Source organism: Microbispora sp. NPDC046973, from assembly GCF_040644495.1.
Lineage (GTDB): Bacteria > Actinomycetota > Actinomycetes > Streptosporangiales > Streptosporangiaceae > Microbispora.
On record NZ_JBEYWQ010000019.1, the window covers coordinates 108,877 to 122,527 of the forward strand.

The 13,651-nt window shown below is 70.5% G+C and carries 16 protein-coding genes; 11 read left to right on the top strand and 5 right to left on the bottom strand.

Features of this window, described 5'->3' with window-relative positions:
- Positions 1 to 61 precede the first annotated feature (61 nt).
- From ABZ860_RS29530 to ABZ860_RS29550, 5 genes are all read left to right on the top strand, one after another.
- Positions 62 to 928 (top strand): 4-hydroxy-tetrahydrodipicolinate synthase, encoded by an 867-nt coding sequence (locus tag ABZ860_RS29530; protein WP_357226116.1) that lies wholly within the window; start codon positions 62 to 64, stop codon positions 926 to 928.
- 45 nt (positions 929 to 973) lie between these two features.
- On the top strand, positions 974 to 1,459 hold the full coding sequence (locus tag ABZ860_RS29535) for a MarR family winged helix-turn-helix transcriptional regulator (RefSeq protein ID WP_357226119.1): 486 nt from the start codon (positions 974 to 976) through the stop codon (positions 1,457 to 1,459).
- A 77-nt stretch (positions 1,460 to 1,536) separates the two neighbouring features.
- Positions 1,537 to 2,967, top strand: coding sequence for an MFS transporter (locus tag ABZ860_RS29540; RefSeq protein WP_357226121.1), 1,431 nt, complete (start codon positions 1,537 to 1,539; stop codon positions 2,965 to 2,967).
- Positions 2,968 to 3,248: 281 nt separating this feature from the next.
- Positions 3,249 to 3,458, top strand: coding sequence for a hypothetical protein (locus ABZ860_RS29545; protein WP_357226124.1), 210 nt, complete (start codon positions 3,249 to 3,251; stop codon positions 3,456 to 3,458).
- A 125-nt stretch (positions 3,459 to 3,583) separates the two neighbouring features.
- Entirely contained in the window at positions 3,584 to 3,949 is a 366-nt protein-coding gene (locus tag ABZ860_RS29550) for a ClpX C4-type zinc finger protein (RefSeq protein ID WP_357226126.1), read from the top strand.
- Between the two features lie 44 nt (positions 3,950 to 3,993).
- Here the strand turns inward: ABZ860_RS29550 and ABZ860_RS29555 are convergent, their stop codons facing one another.
- A complete protein-coding gene (locus tag ABZ860_RS29555; RefSeq protein ID WP_357226129.1) occupies positions 3,994 to 4,812 on the bottom strand; it encodes a cellulose binding domain-containing protein in 819 nt (272 codons plus the stop codon).
- 562 nt (positions 4,813 to 5,374) lie between these two features.
- Between ABZ860_RS29555 and ABZ860_RS29560 the strand changes: the two genes are divergently transcribed.
- Positions 5,375 to 5,782, top strand: a complete 408-nt coding sequence (locus ABZ860_RS29560; protein WP_357226132.1) for a VOC family protein — start codon at positions 5,375 to 5,377, stop codon at positions 5,780 to 5,782.
- Positions 5,783 to 5,844: 62 nt separating this feature from the next.
- Here the strand turns inward: ABZ860_RS29560 and ABZ860_RS29565 are convergent, their stop codons facing one another.
- A complete protein-coding gene (locus tag ABZ860_RS29565) occupies positions 5,845 to 6,819 on the bottom strand; it encodes a zinc-binding dehydrogenase (RefSeq protein WP_357226134.1) in 975 nt (324 codons plus the stop codon).
- A gap of 97 nt (positions 6,820 to 6,916) precedes the next feature.
- Here ABZ860_RS29565 and ABZ860_RS29570 point away from each other — a divergent pair, with 97 nt between their 5' ends.
- A complete protein-coding gene (locus ABZ860_RS29570; protein WP_357226136.1) occupies positions 6,917 to 7,558 on the top strand; it encodes a helix-turn-helix domain-containing protein in 642 nt (213 codons plus the stop codon).
- 18 nt (positions 7,559 to 7,576) lie between these two features.
- Here ABZ860_RS29570 and ABZ860_RS29575 read toward each other — a convergent pair whose 3' ends face one another.
- On the bottom strand, positions 7,577 to 8,011 hold the full coding sequence (locus ABZ860_RS29575) for a nuclear transport factor 2 family protein (protein ID WP_357226139.1): 435 nt from the start codon (positions 8,009 to 8,011) through the stop codon (positions 7,577 to 7,579).
- 175 nt (positions 8,012 to 8,186) lie between these two features.
- Here ABZ860_RS29575 and ABZ860_RS29580 point away from each other — a divergent pair, with 175 nt between their 5' ends.
- The 3 genes from ABZ860_RS29580 (at position 8,187) to ABZ860_RS29590 (ending at position 11,214) form a co-directional block, all read left to right on the top strand.
- Positions 8,187 to 9,161, top strand: coding sequence for a GlxA family transcriptional regulator (locus ABZ860_RS29580; protein WP_357226141.1), 975 nt, complete (start codon positions 8,187 to 8,189; stop codon positions 9,159 to 9,161).
- On the top strand, positions 9,158 to 9,778 hold the full coding sequence (locus ABZ860_RS29585) for a DJ-1/PfpI family protein (protein WP_357226144.1): 621 nt from the start codon (positions 9,158 to 9,160) through the stop codon (positions 9,776 to 9,778). Before ABZ860_RS29580 ends, ABZ860_RS29585 begins: the two co-directional genes overlap by 4 nt.
- Positions 9,779 to 9,951: 173 nt before the next feature.
- Positions 9,952 to 11,214, top strand: a complete 1,263-nt coding sequence (locus ABZ860_RS29590) for a serine hydrolase domain-containing protein (RefSeq protein WP_357226232.1) — start codon at positions 9,952 to 9,954, stop codon at positions 11,212 to 11,214.
- A gap of 89 nt (positions 11,215 to 11,303) precedes the next feature.
- On the opposite strand, the gene ABZ860_RS29595 is transcribed toward ABZ860_RS29590, so the two are convergent.
- Both ABZ860_RS29595 and ABZ860_RS29600 read right to left on the bottom strand, forming a co-directional pair.
- Complete coding sequence (locus ABZ860_RS29595) at positions 11,304 to 11,954, bottom strand: DUF2306 domain-containing protein (protein ID WP_357226146.1); 651 nt, start codon at positions 11,952 to 11,954, stop codon at positions 11,304 to 11,306.
- A gap of 304 nt (positions 11,955 to 12,258) precedes the next feature.
- Positions 12,259 to 12,669 carry a MarR family transcriptional regulator gene (locus ABZ860_RS29600; RefSeq protein WP_357226149.1) on the bottom strand — a complete coding sequence of 137 codons (411 nt, stop codon included), beginning with the start codon at positions 12,667 to 12,669 and terminating at the stop codon, positions 12,259 to 12,261.
- A gap of 79 nt (positions 12,670 to 12,748) precedes the next feature.
- Between ABZ860_RS29600 and ABZ860_RS29605 the strand changes: the two genes are divergently transcribed.
- Positions 12,749 to 13,606 carry an SAM-dependent methyltransferase gene (locus ABZ860_RS29605; RefSeq protein WP_357226151.1) on the top strand — a complete coding sequence of 286 codons (858 nt, stop codon included), beginning with the start codon at positions 12,749 to 12,751 and terminating at the stop codon, positions 13,604 to 13,606.
- Positions 13,607 to 13,651: the final 45 nt, after the last annotated feature.

The window sequence follows — 13,651 nt, forward strand, 5'->3', positions numbered from 1 at the left end:
TAACGGTTTCGACAGAAAGGCGAACTGGACCTACATACTTGCTCGCCGGAAGGATCGCGGTATGACTCTTTCCGGCATCCATGTCCCGCTGATCACCCCGTTCGCCGAGGACGGCGAGATCGCGTTCGAGGCGCTCGAGGACCTGGCGCGGAGCGTGCTCGACGACGGCGCGTCCGGGCTCGTCGCGCTCGGCACCACCGCGGAGGTCGCCACGCTGGCCGAGGAGGAACGGCGCGCGGTGATCGAGATCTGCGGCCGCGTCTGCCGCGAGCGGGGCGCCATGCTCACCGTCGGCGCGGGGTCGGCCGACACGCGGAGCACGGCCGAGGCGCTGCGCGCCCTCAAGGGGGAGGCGGACGCGGCGCTGGTGACGGTTCCCGCGTTCGTCCGCCCGTCCGAGGCCGGCGTGCTCGCCCACTTCACCGCGCTGGCCGAGCAGACCCCGGTGCCGCTGGTCGTCTACAACATCCCCTACCGGACCGGGCAGACGGTGGGCGCGGCCACGCTGCGGCGGCTGGGCGAGCTGCCCATGGTGGCCGGGGTCAAGCACGCGGTCGGCGGCGTCGACCTCGACACGGTCGCCCTGCTCGCCGACCTGCCGGAGGACTTCGCGGTGCTCGCCGGGGACGACCCGTTCCTGTCCGCGCTGCTCGCCCTGGGCGCCTGCGGCGGCATCCTCGCCTCCGCCCACCTGCGCACCGGCGAGTTCGCCGAGCTCGTCCAGGCCTGGCGGGCCGCAGACGTCGAGCACGCCCGCGCCCTCGGACACCGGCTGTCGCTCATGTCGGCGGCCATGTTCGCCGAGCCCAACCCGACCGTGCTGAAGGGGGTCCTGCACGCGCAGGGCCGCATTCCCACCGCCGCCGTACGGCTCCCGCTCGTCCCGGCGGGTCAGGCGTCGATCGAGGCGGCCCTGCGGACACTGTGACCTTTGGAGATAATCCGCAAGCGGACGAGTTGGTAGCCTGGGTGCATGACCGCCATGGCGCCCTCGCGAAACGAGCCCGATCTGTCCTTCCTGCTCGACCACACCAGCCACGTGCTGCGTACGCAGATGGCGGCGGCCCTCGCCGAGATCGGCCTGACGGCGCGCATGCACTGCGTGCTCGTCCACGCGCTGCAGGAGGAGCGCACGCAGATCCAGCTCGCCGAGCTGGGCGACATGGACAAGACCACGATGGTGGTCACCCTCGACGCGCTGGAGAAGGCCGGCCTCGCCGAGCGCCGGCCGTCCAGCACCGACCGGCGCGCCCGGATCGTCGCGGTCACCGAGAAGGGCGCGCAGGTGGCGAAGCGGAGCCAGGAGATCGTCGACGGGGTCCACCGGGCCGCCCTCGGGTCGCTGCCCGAGGAGGAGGCGGAGGTGCTCGTACGCGCGCTCAACCGGCTGGTCACCGGGCATCTGGCCACCGCGGTGGAGGTGCCGCAGCCGGTCAGGCGGGCGCGCCACCGGGGATAATTAATCCGTTAGGGATCGTCTACAACAAAACTATCTGCTACGGTTTTTCCTGTTCCTCATGAACAGGAGGCGACCCCATGTCGCGTATATCCCGATCGCGCTGGCTCGTGCTGGGTGTGCTGTCCGCCACGATGCTGATGACGGTGCTCGACGGCAGCATCGTGACCGTGGCCATGCCCGCCATCCAGCGGGATCTCGGCTTCGCGCCCGCCGATCTGAGCTGGACCGTGAACGCCTACCTCATCGCGTACGGCGGGTTGCTCCTGCTGGCCGGCCGGCTGGGCGACCTGATCGGCCGCCGGACCATGTTCCTGGCGGGCAACGCCGTCTTCGCCGCCGCCTCGCTGCTCGCCGGAGCCGCCACCGGACCGGGGACGCTGATCGGCGCCCGGTTCCTCCAAGGGGTCGGCAGCGCCATGGCCTCGGCGGTCGTGCTCGGCATCCTGGTGACGACCTTCACGGACGCGGGGGAGCGGGCGAAGGCGATCGGCGTCTTCAGCTTCACCGGCGCCGCAGGGGCGTCGCTGGGCCAGGTGCTCGGCGGGGTCCTCACCGACACGCTGGGCTGGAACTACATCTTCTTCATCAACGTGCCGATCGGCGTGGTCACGATCGCGCTGGCCGTCCGGGCGCTGCCCGCCGAGCGGGGGCTCGGCCTGTCGGCGGGCGCGGACGCCTTGGGCGCCCTACTGGTCACGGCCGGACTCATGCTGGGCATCTACGCCGTGGTCCAGATCGAGCGGTATGGCCTGCGCTCCCTGTGGTTCGGCGCGGTGTCGCTCGTGCTGCTGGCCGCGTTCCTCGTCCGGCAGGCGACCGCCCGCACCCCGCTCATGCCGCTGCGGATCCTCCGCTCGCGCGCCGTCGCCGGAGCCAACCTGGTGCAGGTCCTGACGCTGGGCGCGATGTTCGCCTTCCAGGTCGTCGTGGCGCTGTTCATGCAGCAGGTGCTCCGGTATGGCGCGCTCGACACCGGCCTGGCCATGCTCCCCGCGGCGCTGGCCATCGCGGGGGTGTCGCTGTTCGTGTCCCCGCGGCTGAGCACCCGCTTCGGCGCGCGTGCCGTGCTGCTGGGCGGCCTGGTGCTCCTGATCGGCGCGATGGCCTGGCTCACCCGCGTCCCTGCCGACGCCCGCTACGTGACCGATCTGCTCCCCGTGATGGTGCTCGTCATGGGCGGCGGCCTGGTGCTTCCCGCGCTGACCGCGCTCGGCATGTCCGACGCCCGTTCCGACGACGCGGGCCTGGTCTCGGGGTTCTTCAACACGACCCAGCAGGTCGGCATGGCCGCCGGTGTCGCGCTGCTGTCCACGCTCGCCGCCTCCCGTACGGAGGGGCTGCTGGCCGGGGGCGCGAGCGAGGCGGTCGCGCTGACCGGTGGCTACCGGCTGGCCTTCACGGTCTCCCTCGCCCTGCTGGTCAGCGCCCTCGTCGCCGCGTACGTCGTCCTGCGCCGGCCCCGGGCGGAGGTGGAGCAGGCGGCCGCGCTCCAGCCCGAGCGAGTGTGAGTGCCCCGCACCCCGGTGCCCTGTGACTCCAACGAAACGGCCCCCGGCTGTCACCGGCCGGGGGCCGGGCGGCGTCCTCTCCGGTGCGACCAGTGTTCACGGAGGCGGTTGATGCGCGTTCCCTCGCAGGCCATGCGCGCACCTGCGGTGCGGGTGACGACCCGCGCCCGCCTCCCGCACCGGCTTGCCCGGCCGGTGAGTGACGGTGACCGCGCCCCCGCGCGACCGGCTTCCGCACGGCGACGCGTTCGTCGCCGGTCCGTCCCCCCGACTACGGAGCCATGGTGGATTCCCAGACCCTTCTCGTCCTCGCCGGAGCCTTCTTCGGCATCTGGCTCGTCTCCGACTACGTACGCAACTATCTGTCCAAATGCCCCAAGTGCAAGGGGAGCGGCACGCTCAAGGCCACCTGGTGGTCCGGGCGATACCGGCCCTGCCCGCGCTGCGGTCGCAAAGGAGAGGTCCCGCACGCCTTCGGCCCCAAGAGCTGAGCAGGGGGCCGAGCGCACGGGAAACACTGCTTTCCGGATGATCTGTTGTCAGGCTGCTCCTGACGGGTATATCCTCAGGGCGCTGTCAGGAACGGCCTGACACAGGCATCCCCTCCGGAGGCGACATGCCGGCTCCTTCTCTGGCGGAACAGGACATCCGCTGCTCGTTCTGCTCGAAGTCCAAGACCGAGGTGGCCAAGGTGATCGCCGGCCCCGGCGTCTACATCTGCAACCAGTGTGTCGGGCTCTGCGCCGAGATCCTGGCGGCGGAGTCCGCCGGGACTCCGGAGATCTCCTACACCGAGAGCATGACCGTCGAGCAGATCCTGGAGCTCCTTCCGCGCGTCGCCGAGGTGGGCGCGCAGGTCGAGGACAGCCTGCGGGTCTGGGTGCAGCGGGCGCGCGACCGCGGCGCCACCTGGGCCAGGATCGGCGCCGCGCTCGGCATGACCCGGCAGTCCGCCTGGGAGAGGTTCTCCGGCGAGGAGTGACGGGGGCCGATGGCTCCTCCCCCCGCGGCCGTGAGGGACCGAGGTCAGGTGCACTTGACGCCGTTGACGCTGAAGAACGCCGGCGCCGGATTCGTTCCGGTGTTCGTGCCGGTGAAGCCGATGTACAGGGTCTGCCCGGGAGCGAGGTCCCTGTTCCACTCGTAGCCCTGGGCGTCCACGTTGCTCCCGCTCTGGGTCCACTGGGCCGACCAGCCGGAGGTCACGTGCTGGCCGCCGGAGGGGAAGACGAACGGCAGGTGCCAGCCGGGGATGATTCGCGAACCGGTGTTGGTGACCGCGATGGAGGTGCTCATGCCGCCCTGCCAGGACGTGGAGGTGTAGTTCACGTGACAGGAGGGCGGGATGGGCGCCGTCGACGGGGACGGCGAGGCGGGCAGCACGTCGTTGTAGACCGTCACCGTGACCGGCTCCGACAGGGGGCCCGGGACGCCCTTGGTGTCGACGGCCCTCACGTAGAGGGTGTGCGTCTCGGATGCGACCCCGTACGGAGGGAACGGCAGGGTGACGGTCCCTTCGGTGGCCAGAGGGAACTGGAAGGTGGCCCGCAGCTTGAGCAGGCCGCCGGCCTCCTCCATGACCTCGTAACAGGCGATGCCGTCCGGGTCGGCCGCGGGTGCCCAGCGCAGCTCGGCGGTGTTCATCAAGACGCTCACGACCTCGGGCGTGCCAGGGGCGGTGGGAGCGTCACCGGATCGGGTCGGGCCGGTCATGCACGGCGTCGCGGCCGGAACCGGCGTCGGAACCGGTGTGGGATCCGTCGCGGCACGGCCCAGGCCGGGGAACACGAAGGCGGTCAGGGCCGCCAGCACCACTGCCCCCGCGCCCAGCAGTTCCTTTCGCACGCGCATCCCCCTCGCGCCGCCTGGTCGTGTCTACGCGAGGATCTTTCGCGGCCGGGGGGTCGTCAACGCTGCGCCTTCATCCGGCCGGCGGTGCCGCTGGTAAGGGCGACAGGACGATGAAACTTTCGTCCGTCATTCCAGGCCCGGGACTGTCGGTGCGGCCTGCCACCATGGCCCGTGTGACGACGACCGACCTTTTGGCCCCGTTCCAGTGGCTCAACGTGCCCGAGGACGAGGGCGGCGGCCCGCTGGGTGTGATCTTCAGCGTGGCCTTCTTCCGCGGGCTCGACCCGGCGGAGGTGGTGCGCCGCTTCAGCCGCGGCGAGGACTCCGGCCAGGAGTCGGACTTCGCCGGGCTCGGCGACAAGAGGCCGCGTGGGACGCCGCCTGGGAGGACGACTACCCCACCGCCGTGCCGAGGGGCTTCGCCCTGGCCGCGAAGATCACCGGGGTGCCCTTCGCGAAGGACATGCTCGACCGCCCGATGCTCGTCGGACCCATCCTGGAGGCATGATCCTCGTGAGGCCGTTGAACTGTCGGGGGCGAGAACCAGGGTTGGGCCATGACCACGGGTGAGACTCCCTTCTCCGCGATCGGCCGAATGGTGGTGCTCGTCGACGATCCCGACGAGGCGCTGGCCTTCTACCGCGACGTCCTCGGCTTCGCCGTCCTGCACGACTACGTGGCGGGCGGTTACCGCTTCCTCCACATCGGGCTGCCCGGACAGGAGGGGGTGGGTCTGTGGCTGATGCCGATCACCTCCGAGCAGCAGCGCGGGCTCATCGGCAGGCAGACCGGCGGGCAGCCGCTGCTGGTCCTCTACACCCCCGACCTCGACGTGGTCGCCAAGCGGCTGCGGGAGCACGGCGTACGGGTCTGGGACGAGCGAGAGGACCCGGGCAGCCGCTCCCTCCACTTCGCCGATCTGTACGGCAACGTCATCGTCGTGGCCCACCTGCTGCCCTCTTGATCACCTTCGCCCGTCGCATCGTTGCCGCGCATGCCGTCCCGCGCATGAGCATCGGACTTCCGTCAGGGTACGAGCACGATCTTGCCCATGGCGGCCCTGTCCTCCATGCGCCGGTGTGCCTTCGCGGCCTCCGCGAGGGGGAGCACGGTGTCGACCTGCGGGAGGAGGCGGCCCTCGGCGACCATGCCCAGCACGTCCGCGCGGGCGGCCAGCACCCCCTGTGCCCAGGCGTCCATGCCGCCGCAGCCCACGAGGGTCAGCCCGCGCTGCAGGAGGTCCATGGGAGCGATGACGGGCGCGCCGTTGAGGACGCCGTAGAACATGATCCGGCCGCTACCGGGCGTGAGCACATCCAGCAGTCGCCCGGCGGACGCGCCGCCGAGGGATTCGAAGACCACGTCCACCGTCTCGCCGTCGAGAACGTCGCGCACCCGGCCGGGCCAGTCCGGGTCCGAGTGGTCGAGCACCTGGTCGGCGCCCAAGGCCAGCGCCCTGCGCCGCTTGGCCTCGCTGCCCGCCGTCCCGATTACCCGGCCGGCGCCCGACTCCCTGGCGAGGAGGGTCAGGTAGCCGCCGGTGGCGCCTCCCGCTGCCTCGATCAGCACGTTCTCTGTTCCGTTCAGGCGCGCCGCCCGTAGCAGGGTCAGCGCCAACGCCCCCTGCATGGCCACCGCGACGGCGTCCGTCGCCGTCACCCCGTCGGGAATGAGCGTGAGAGCTCCCGCGTCCGCCGCCACGTACTCGGCGTACGCGCCGCCTGCGGCGTTCACGTTCATGACGTGTGCGCGGGCGCCGGACAGGGAGGGATCCACCCCCTCGCCGACCTCGGTGACCGTCCCGGCGGCCTCGAAGCCGAACACCGCCGGAAGCGGCGCGGGGAAGGGGAACGCGCCCCCGCGCAGCAGGGTGTCGGCGTAGCCGACGCCCACCGCCTCCGTCCGTACGACCACCTGCCCGGGGCCCGCGGTGGGAGTGGGGACCTCTTCCAGCCGAAGGACCTCGGGTCCGCCGTTCTCGTGCATCACGATCGCACGCATGTGTTTCCCCCTTGCCAGAGTTAACTGGACCATAGGTCAAGTTGATGTGGGCGCTACTATATGGACCGTTGGTCAAGTTGTCTATCGAGAGGCAAGAGTGGGCGAACAGCGGCGCGAGCGCGCTGACGCGGCGCGAAATCGGCGCGCGATCCTGGAGGCGGCGGAGGAGCTGCTGCGGCGGCACCGGCCCGACGAGGTGTCGGTCGAGCAGGTCGCGGCGGCCGCCGGCGTGGGCAAGGGCACGGTGTTCCACCGTTTCGGCAGCCGGGCCGGGCTGATGCTCGCCCTGATGGAGGAACGCGCACAGGAGCTGAGCGAGGCCATCGCCGCCGGCCCTCCTCCACTGGGTCCGGGGGCGCCGCCGCACGAGAGGATCCTGGCCTTCCTCGACGCCATGGTGGCTCTCGCCTCGCGAAACGTCGGCCTGATCACGGCGCACGAACACGCCGTGGCCACGCAGAGGAATGCCGCCGGCCCCCGGGAGGCCAACCCGGTCTACCGGCGGTGGCATGACCACGTCTCGGAGCTGATCGCGCGGGCGCGTCCGGACCTGGACGCCGCGCTCGTCGCCCACCTCCTCATCGGCTCGCTGCACAACGAACCGGTGGCGCGGCTGCTGCTCGACGGTGAGTCCGGGCGGCTCGCCGCCGGACTGCGGTCGCTCGCGACGTCCCTGCTCGGCCCGGGCTCGGCCCGGTCCATGGGAGACCAACGCAGCGTGCCCGGCGGGAGGTCGTAGCCGAGCGGGCCGCTCCGGTCAGGAGTCCGGCGGCGGTTCGAGGCGGATGCCGAGCTGGGAGTAGAGCTCCAGTTGGTCGTAGTAGTCCCGATCGGTGATGATCTTGCCGTTCTCGACCGCGCAGGCACAGCTGCCCCGCACCGCTATACGACGGCCTGTTGCGGCTGCCACCCGGCCGCCCGGCAGCAGGAGCGGGCCCACGTGCGTGCCGGTCATCGTGTACTCGGTGAAGGCGGGGTCCTCACAGGGGGCCTTGTACCAGGCGGTGTAGCAGATGTCGGGGAAGACCTTGCAGAGGTCCTCGTAGGTCCAGGCGATCTGCTCGTGGCCCTCCGCGATGCCCGCCGGGCTGATGTACACGGCGTCGGACGCGTAACAGTCCAGCACGTCGTAGAGGTCGTGACTGTTGATCGCGGTGAAGAGTCTGTCTTTGAGTTCTCGAGCGCTCGGCATCGTCTCGGCCACCTCCTTGGCGCTCCGACGTCCGACGGCGCCGCAGAGACCTGGTTCAAATCTAACAAGCACTCCGCCGCCGGGTGCTCGGCCAGGCTGATGCTCGGCCTGATGGCGTAATGTGCAATATCCGTGTCGTTGACGCCATCGAGCCCTGCTCGCAAGCATTGAGGCCATGCAGCGACGCGTGGTCATCGTGATCTTCGATGGCTTCCAGATGTTCGACCTCGCCGGACCTGCCGACGTCTTCACGACGGCGAACCTGCTCGTGCCGGAGCCCGGCTATCGGGTCGAGGTGGCGGCCGTGCGCGGCGGTGCCGTACCGGCCCAGAACGGGATCGTGACCATCGCGGAGACTCCGCTGGCCGAGGTCGCGGGACCGATCGACACGCTGCTGGTCGTGGGCGGGCTGTCGGTGCCGGAACACCTGCGCGATCGGGAGCTGATCGCGGGCGTCGCCCGGCTGGCGGCCGGGGCCCGGCGCGTCGCCTCCGTCTGCAACGGGAGCTTCCTTCTCGCGGAGGCCGGGCTGCTCGGCGGCAGGCGCGCGACCACCCACTGGCTGGTCGCGGCCGAGATGGCCGACCGCTATCCGGACGTCGAGGTGGACGCCGATCCCATCTACATCCGCGACGGGAACGTCTGGACCTCGGCCGGGGTCAGCTCGGGAGTGGATCTCGCCCTGGCGCTCGTGGCCGACGACCACGGGCACACGCTCGCCCGCGACGTCGCCTGCGGACTCGTGGTGTACCTGCACCGCCCGGGCGGGCAGAGCCAGTTCAGCGCCCCGATGAGGGCCGCGGTCCCGCGCGCCGAGCCACTGCGGGAGATCCAGGCGTTCATCGACGCCAATCCGGCCGAGGACCTGAGCGTGCCCGCACTCGCCCGCCGGGCGGGGATGAGCGAGCGGCACTTCTCCCGCGTCTTCACCGAGCAGACCGGGGTCTCGCCCGGCAGGTACGTCGAACGCAGCAGGGCCGACGCCGCCAGGCGGCTGCTGGAGACCACCGGTCATCCCCTGGACAGAGTGGCCAGGGAGTCGGGACTCGGCGTTCCCGAGACCCTCTATCGGGTCTTCCGCCGCCACTGGCGCGTCTCACCCGGCGACTACCGCCGCCGGTTCCGATCGAAGGAAGGCAGCAGCTCATGAACATCGCCATCCCCCTCTATCCCCGGTTCACCGCGCTCGACGCCGTGGGGCCGTACACGGTGCTGGCCTTCGCGCCGGGCTGCACGGTCACGTTCGTCGCGGCCGAGCCCGGTCCGGTGCTCGACGACCGGGGAAGCCTGAGCCTCGCGGCCACCGCGTCGTACGACGACGTGCCCGCGCCGGACGTGATCGTCGTGCCCGGGGGACCCGGGACGATCGAGGCGCTGGCCGACGCCGAGCTTCTGGGCTGGATCGCGCGGGCCCACGAGCGGACCCGGTGGACGACCTCGGTGTGCAGCGGCTCGTTCCTGCTGGGCGCGGCGGGGCTGCTGAAGGGCCGCAGGGCGACGACCCACTGGGGATGGCTCGACCAGCTCGCCGGATTCGGCGCCGAGCCCGTGAGCGAGCGCGTGGTGGCCGACGGCAGGATCGTCACGGCGGCGGGTGTGTCCGCCGGCATCGACATGGCCCTGACCCTGCTGGCCGAGATGCGCGACGAGGAGACGGCGCAGGCCGTGCAGCTCGCGATCGAGTACGACCCCCGGCCGCCCTTCGACGCGGGCAACCCGAAGACCGCACCGGCAGGCCTGACCGACAGGGCGATGGCTCTTATCTGATCGGAGACCGGAGGCATCCGGAGATCGTGGCGGACACCCGGGGATCCGTGTACGCGGCGATCTTTGGGCGGCGCCGACGCGACCAGCCATGAGGTCGGGTCAGGGGCAGCTCGGGGCTGAGCCCGGGTGATCCCTGAGGGCGGGCAGGCCGGGGAGCTGCGATCTTGTTCCGCATGACATTTGAGCCTTCTTCCACCTATCGTCCGATTGCTCCGGGGTCGCGGCGACGCAGGCGAACGTGGGCGGTGCTGTCGTCCGCAGTCGCTGCCGCCATGGTCATCGGTGGGGCCGCGCCCGCGTCGGCCACGCCTGCCACGCACCCGGCTGCCGCAATCAGGCGTGCCGACTCCTCACTGCCCAAGCTGAACCCCCAGGCGCTCCAGGAGGCGATCTCCAGCGCACCCAACCGAGTGACGGGCGTACTCGCACGGGTCAGCGGACCCGCCGGGAAATGGACGGGGACCTACGGAGTCGCCGACATCACCACGCAGCAGCCGGTTCCGCTCGACGGCCGCTTCCGTCTCGGCAGCGTCACCAAGACCTTCATCGCCACCGTGATGTTGCAACTGGCCGCCGAACACCGCGTCGACCTCGACAAGCCCGTCCAGCACTACCTTCCGGGCGTAATGCCCGCCGACTACCCGCCGATCCCGGTTCGCACCTTGCTGAACTTCACCAGCAGCCTGCCCGAGCTGACAGCCGACGACATGCCGTCCACACCCGACGCCATCGTCCAGCACCGCTTCGACGACCATCCGCTGTCCGAGCTGGTCGCCAAGGCCGTCCGTCATGACCGGCCTTTCACTGAGCCAGGCAGCATGCAGATCTACGGAGCCACCGGCTACTACGTCGCAGGAATGCTCGTCGAGAAGCTCACTGGACACAGCTATGAGCAGGAGATCACCCGCCGCATCCTGCGCCCGCTGCACCTGCGGCACACCACCGCTCCCGAGACCGACCCCACCATCCCCGGCCCCCACGCTCATGGCTACCTCGCCGTCCCCCAATCGGACGGAAAGAGCAAGCTGGTCGACGTGACTGAGCAGAACCCCGGCGCGGGCGGCATGATCTCGACCACCGCCGACCTCGACCGCTTCCTGACCGCCTTGTTCAGGGGGCGGCTCCTGGCGCCGGCCCAGATGAAGGAACTGTTCACGGTCCCCGGCGTACCGTACCTGGGCGGATCCGACCAGGACCCGGGTCATGGCAAGGCTTACTACAGTGCGGGCCTGATGCGCGTCACGATTCCCGGCAGCGACGGCCGCCCGGGCGTGACCGTATGGGGCAAGACCGGCAGCACCTACGGCTACACCGACGGCATGTTCACGACCTCCGATCTTCGCCGCCGCCTGGCGTACTGCTTCAACCCCGTCACAGGCGGAGGCAACGACATGGCCCTGGTCAACCAGATCATCACCGCCGCCTTCGCACCGTGAGCGGGTGACGGGTTCCCCTCGTACTGTGGATTCCTCACCGGGAGAGGTTTGGTACAACTGGCTCGCCGGTGTGCTGGCCGCTCCCGACGTCACTGCCCGGCCGCCAGGCGGGCTTCGGGCTGGTGACGGCGCCGCCTGATGACGATTTCGACCACGACCAGGTTGACGACCCAGCCCAGCGTCTGACCGATCGGGATCATCGAGGTCGCGAGTTCTCCCATCGATCCCGGATCGGCCCCGCGGAAGGGGAGCTGGACCAGCAGGAACAGGGGAACGAGGATGCGCGCGGTGACCGCGAGGAAGGTCAGGGCATAGTTGCGCATCATCCAGTTCCGGTGGGCGGTGAAGTCGCGCCGGCGGGCGGCCCGGTACGCGAGACCACCGGTGATCAGCCACAGGACGGCCGCGGTCGTGAGGCCGATCTGCGTCATGAGGCGGCCCGACCACAGCGCGACCGGGATCGTGGCCACCGCGGACGGCAGCACCCCGGCGAGGAGATAGACCCGGCCGAGCGTCCGGTGGACCCGCCTGCGCGCCCGCACCGCGGGCATGAACTGCAGGGAGCCGAGCACGAGCGCGACCGCGGCGGTCCCGATGTGACCGACCAGAACGTAGTAGTGAAGGCTGTCGCCCACATCGAGGCGGCTGTCGTCGACATCGAGGCCCAGGTACGGATAGACGAGCACCGAGGTCGCGACGACCGCGACGATGAAGATCACCCATGCCGTTCGCCTGTGCATGTCCCGGAGCCTCGCAGGCACAGGCTGCTCCGGCATCCGCCTGCGGATGGCCGTGCGCATACGAAAATCGGCGTACGGACCCCGTCACCTGGCGGTGGACGGAGTCGACGGCGGCAGCCGGAGAAGCGCGGCCTCGTCAGGCGCCCTGATCTCGGCGACGTCACGTTCTATGGCATCCATGCGCTCCTCGGGCATTGGCATGCCCGGCAGATAGGGACGCCGAGGCGATCACCCACGTGAAGCCGCGACTTCTCCGTGTCCTTACCTGCGGCCCGGCCTTGTCCGTCATGGTCCAGCCCGCTCGTCACAGCAGGAGGTCGGCCAGTTCCTCCAGCAACTCGGCCGCTCGGCGGGCCTGGACGGGGTCGGTGACGGCGTGGCCGATCACCTGGTCGATGTCGCGGGCTGCGCGGCGGGTGATCGCCTGTAGTGCTTCGTCGGCGATGGTGACCCGGGTGCGCCGGCCGTCGTTCGGGTCGGTCGTGGTTTCCACCAGCCCGCGCGCTTTGAGGCGTGACACCGACGCGGACACGTGGCTTTGCACGAATCCCGTCCGTTGGTGGATTTCGCTGACCGAACCGGCCGGGTGCTTGATCACATCTTCCAGGACGGCGGCCTCTCCGGGGGTGAGCGACAGGTCACCGACCTCGCCGGTGACCTGCGAGGACAGTTCGATGAGGCGCTTTCCCAGCCGGTGCAGTCGTCCGCCGTCCATACGTCGCAGACTACATCGCCACCGAAACATCGCTGACGATGTATCGTTGCCGATAGATTCAGCATGTGAGGAGGCGGCAATGAAGCCACAGGGTGCGCTGAAGGGCGTGGCGAAGACGGCCCTGGGGATGGCCATGGTGAGGGCCCATGAGAGCCTCAGAGGCGACCGCCTGTTCGACGACCCGTACGCCCAGAGATTCCTGGACGCTGCCCCGGGGGCGTTCCCCGAGCAGCCCGCCACCGCAGAAGACCTCGCCGCACTGGGGCCGCTGACCTCCCTGGGGGCGGTGTTCGCCTTCCACGGCGTGCTGCGCACGCGGTTCTTCGATGACTTCCTGCTCGCCGCGACGGCCGCCGGTTGCCCCCAGGTGGTCCTGCTCGCCGCGGGGCTCGACACCCGTGCGTTCCGGCTGCCGTGGCCGGACGGAGTGAGAGTTTTCGAGCTCGACCTCCCCGAGGTGTTCGCGTTCAAGGAGGCGGTGCTGGACGGGGTGGATGCCGTGCCCGCGTGCGAGCGCAAGGCTGTTCCGGCCGACCTGCGCGCAAGCTGGACGGGCGAGCTGGTCGCGGCCGGGTTCGACCGTGCCGTGCCGACCGCATGGCTCGCCGAAGGACTGCTGCTCTACCTGACGGCCGACGAGGCCTCGCGGCTGCTGACCGAGGTCGGCGAACTCTCCACGCCGGGCAGCCGACTCGCCTTCGAGCACGGCGGCATCGCCGATCCCGCGCTCCTTGCCCGGGCTCGCGGCATGCCGGCGATGGACGAGTACGCCTCACTGTGGCGGGGAGGGCCGGGCGAAGACGCCCCCGGGTGGCTCAGCCGGCACGGTTGGCGGCCGCAGATCCACGATCGCGCCGAACTCGCCGCCTCCTGCGACCGTCCCATCCCCGGACCGTCGAGCGGCGGGTTCCTCACCGCCATCCGTACGGGCCGCTGACCATCTCCGAGGATCGGGCGCTGCGCCTCGTACCCGCAGCACTCA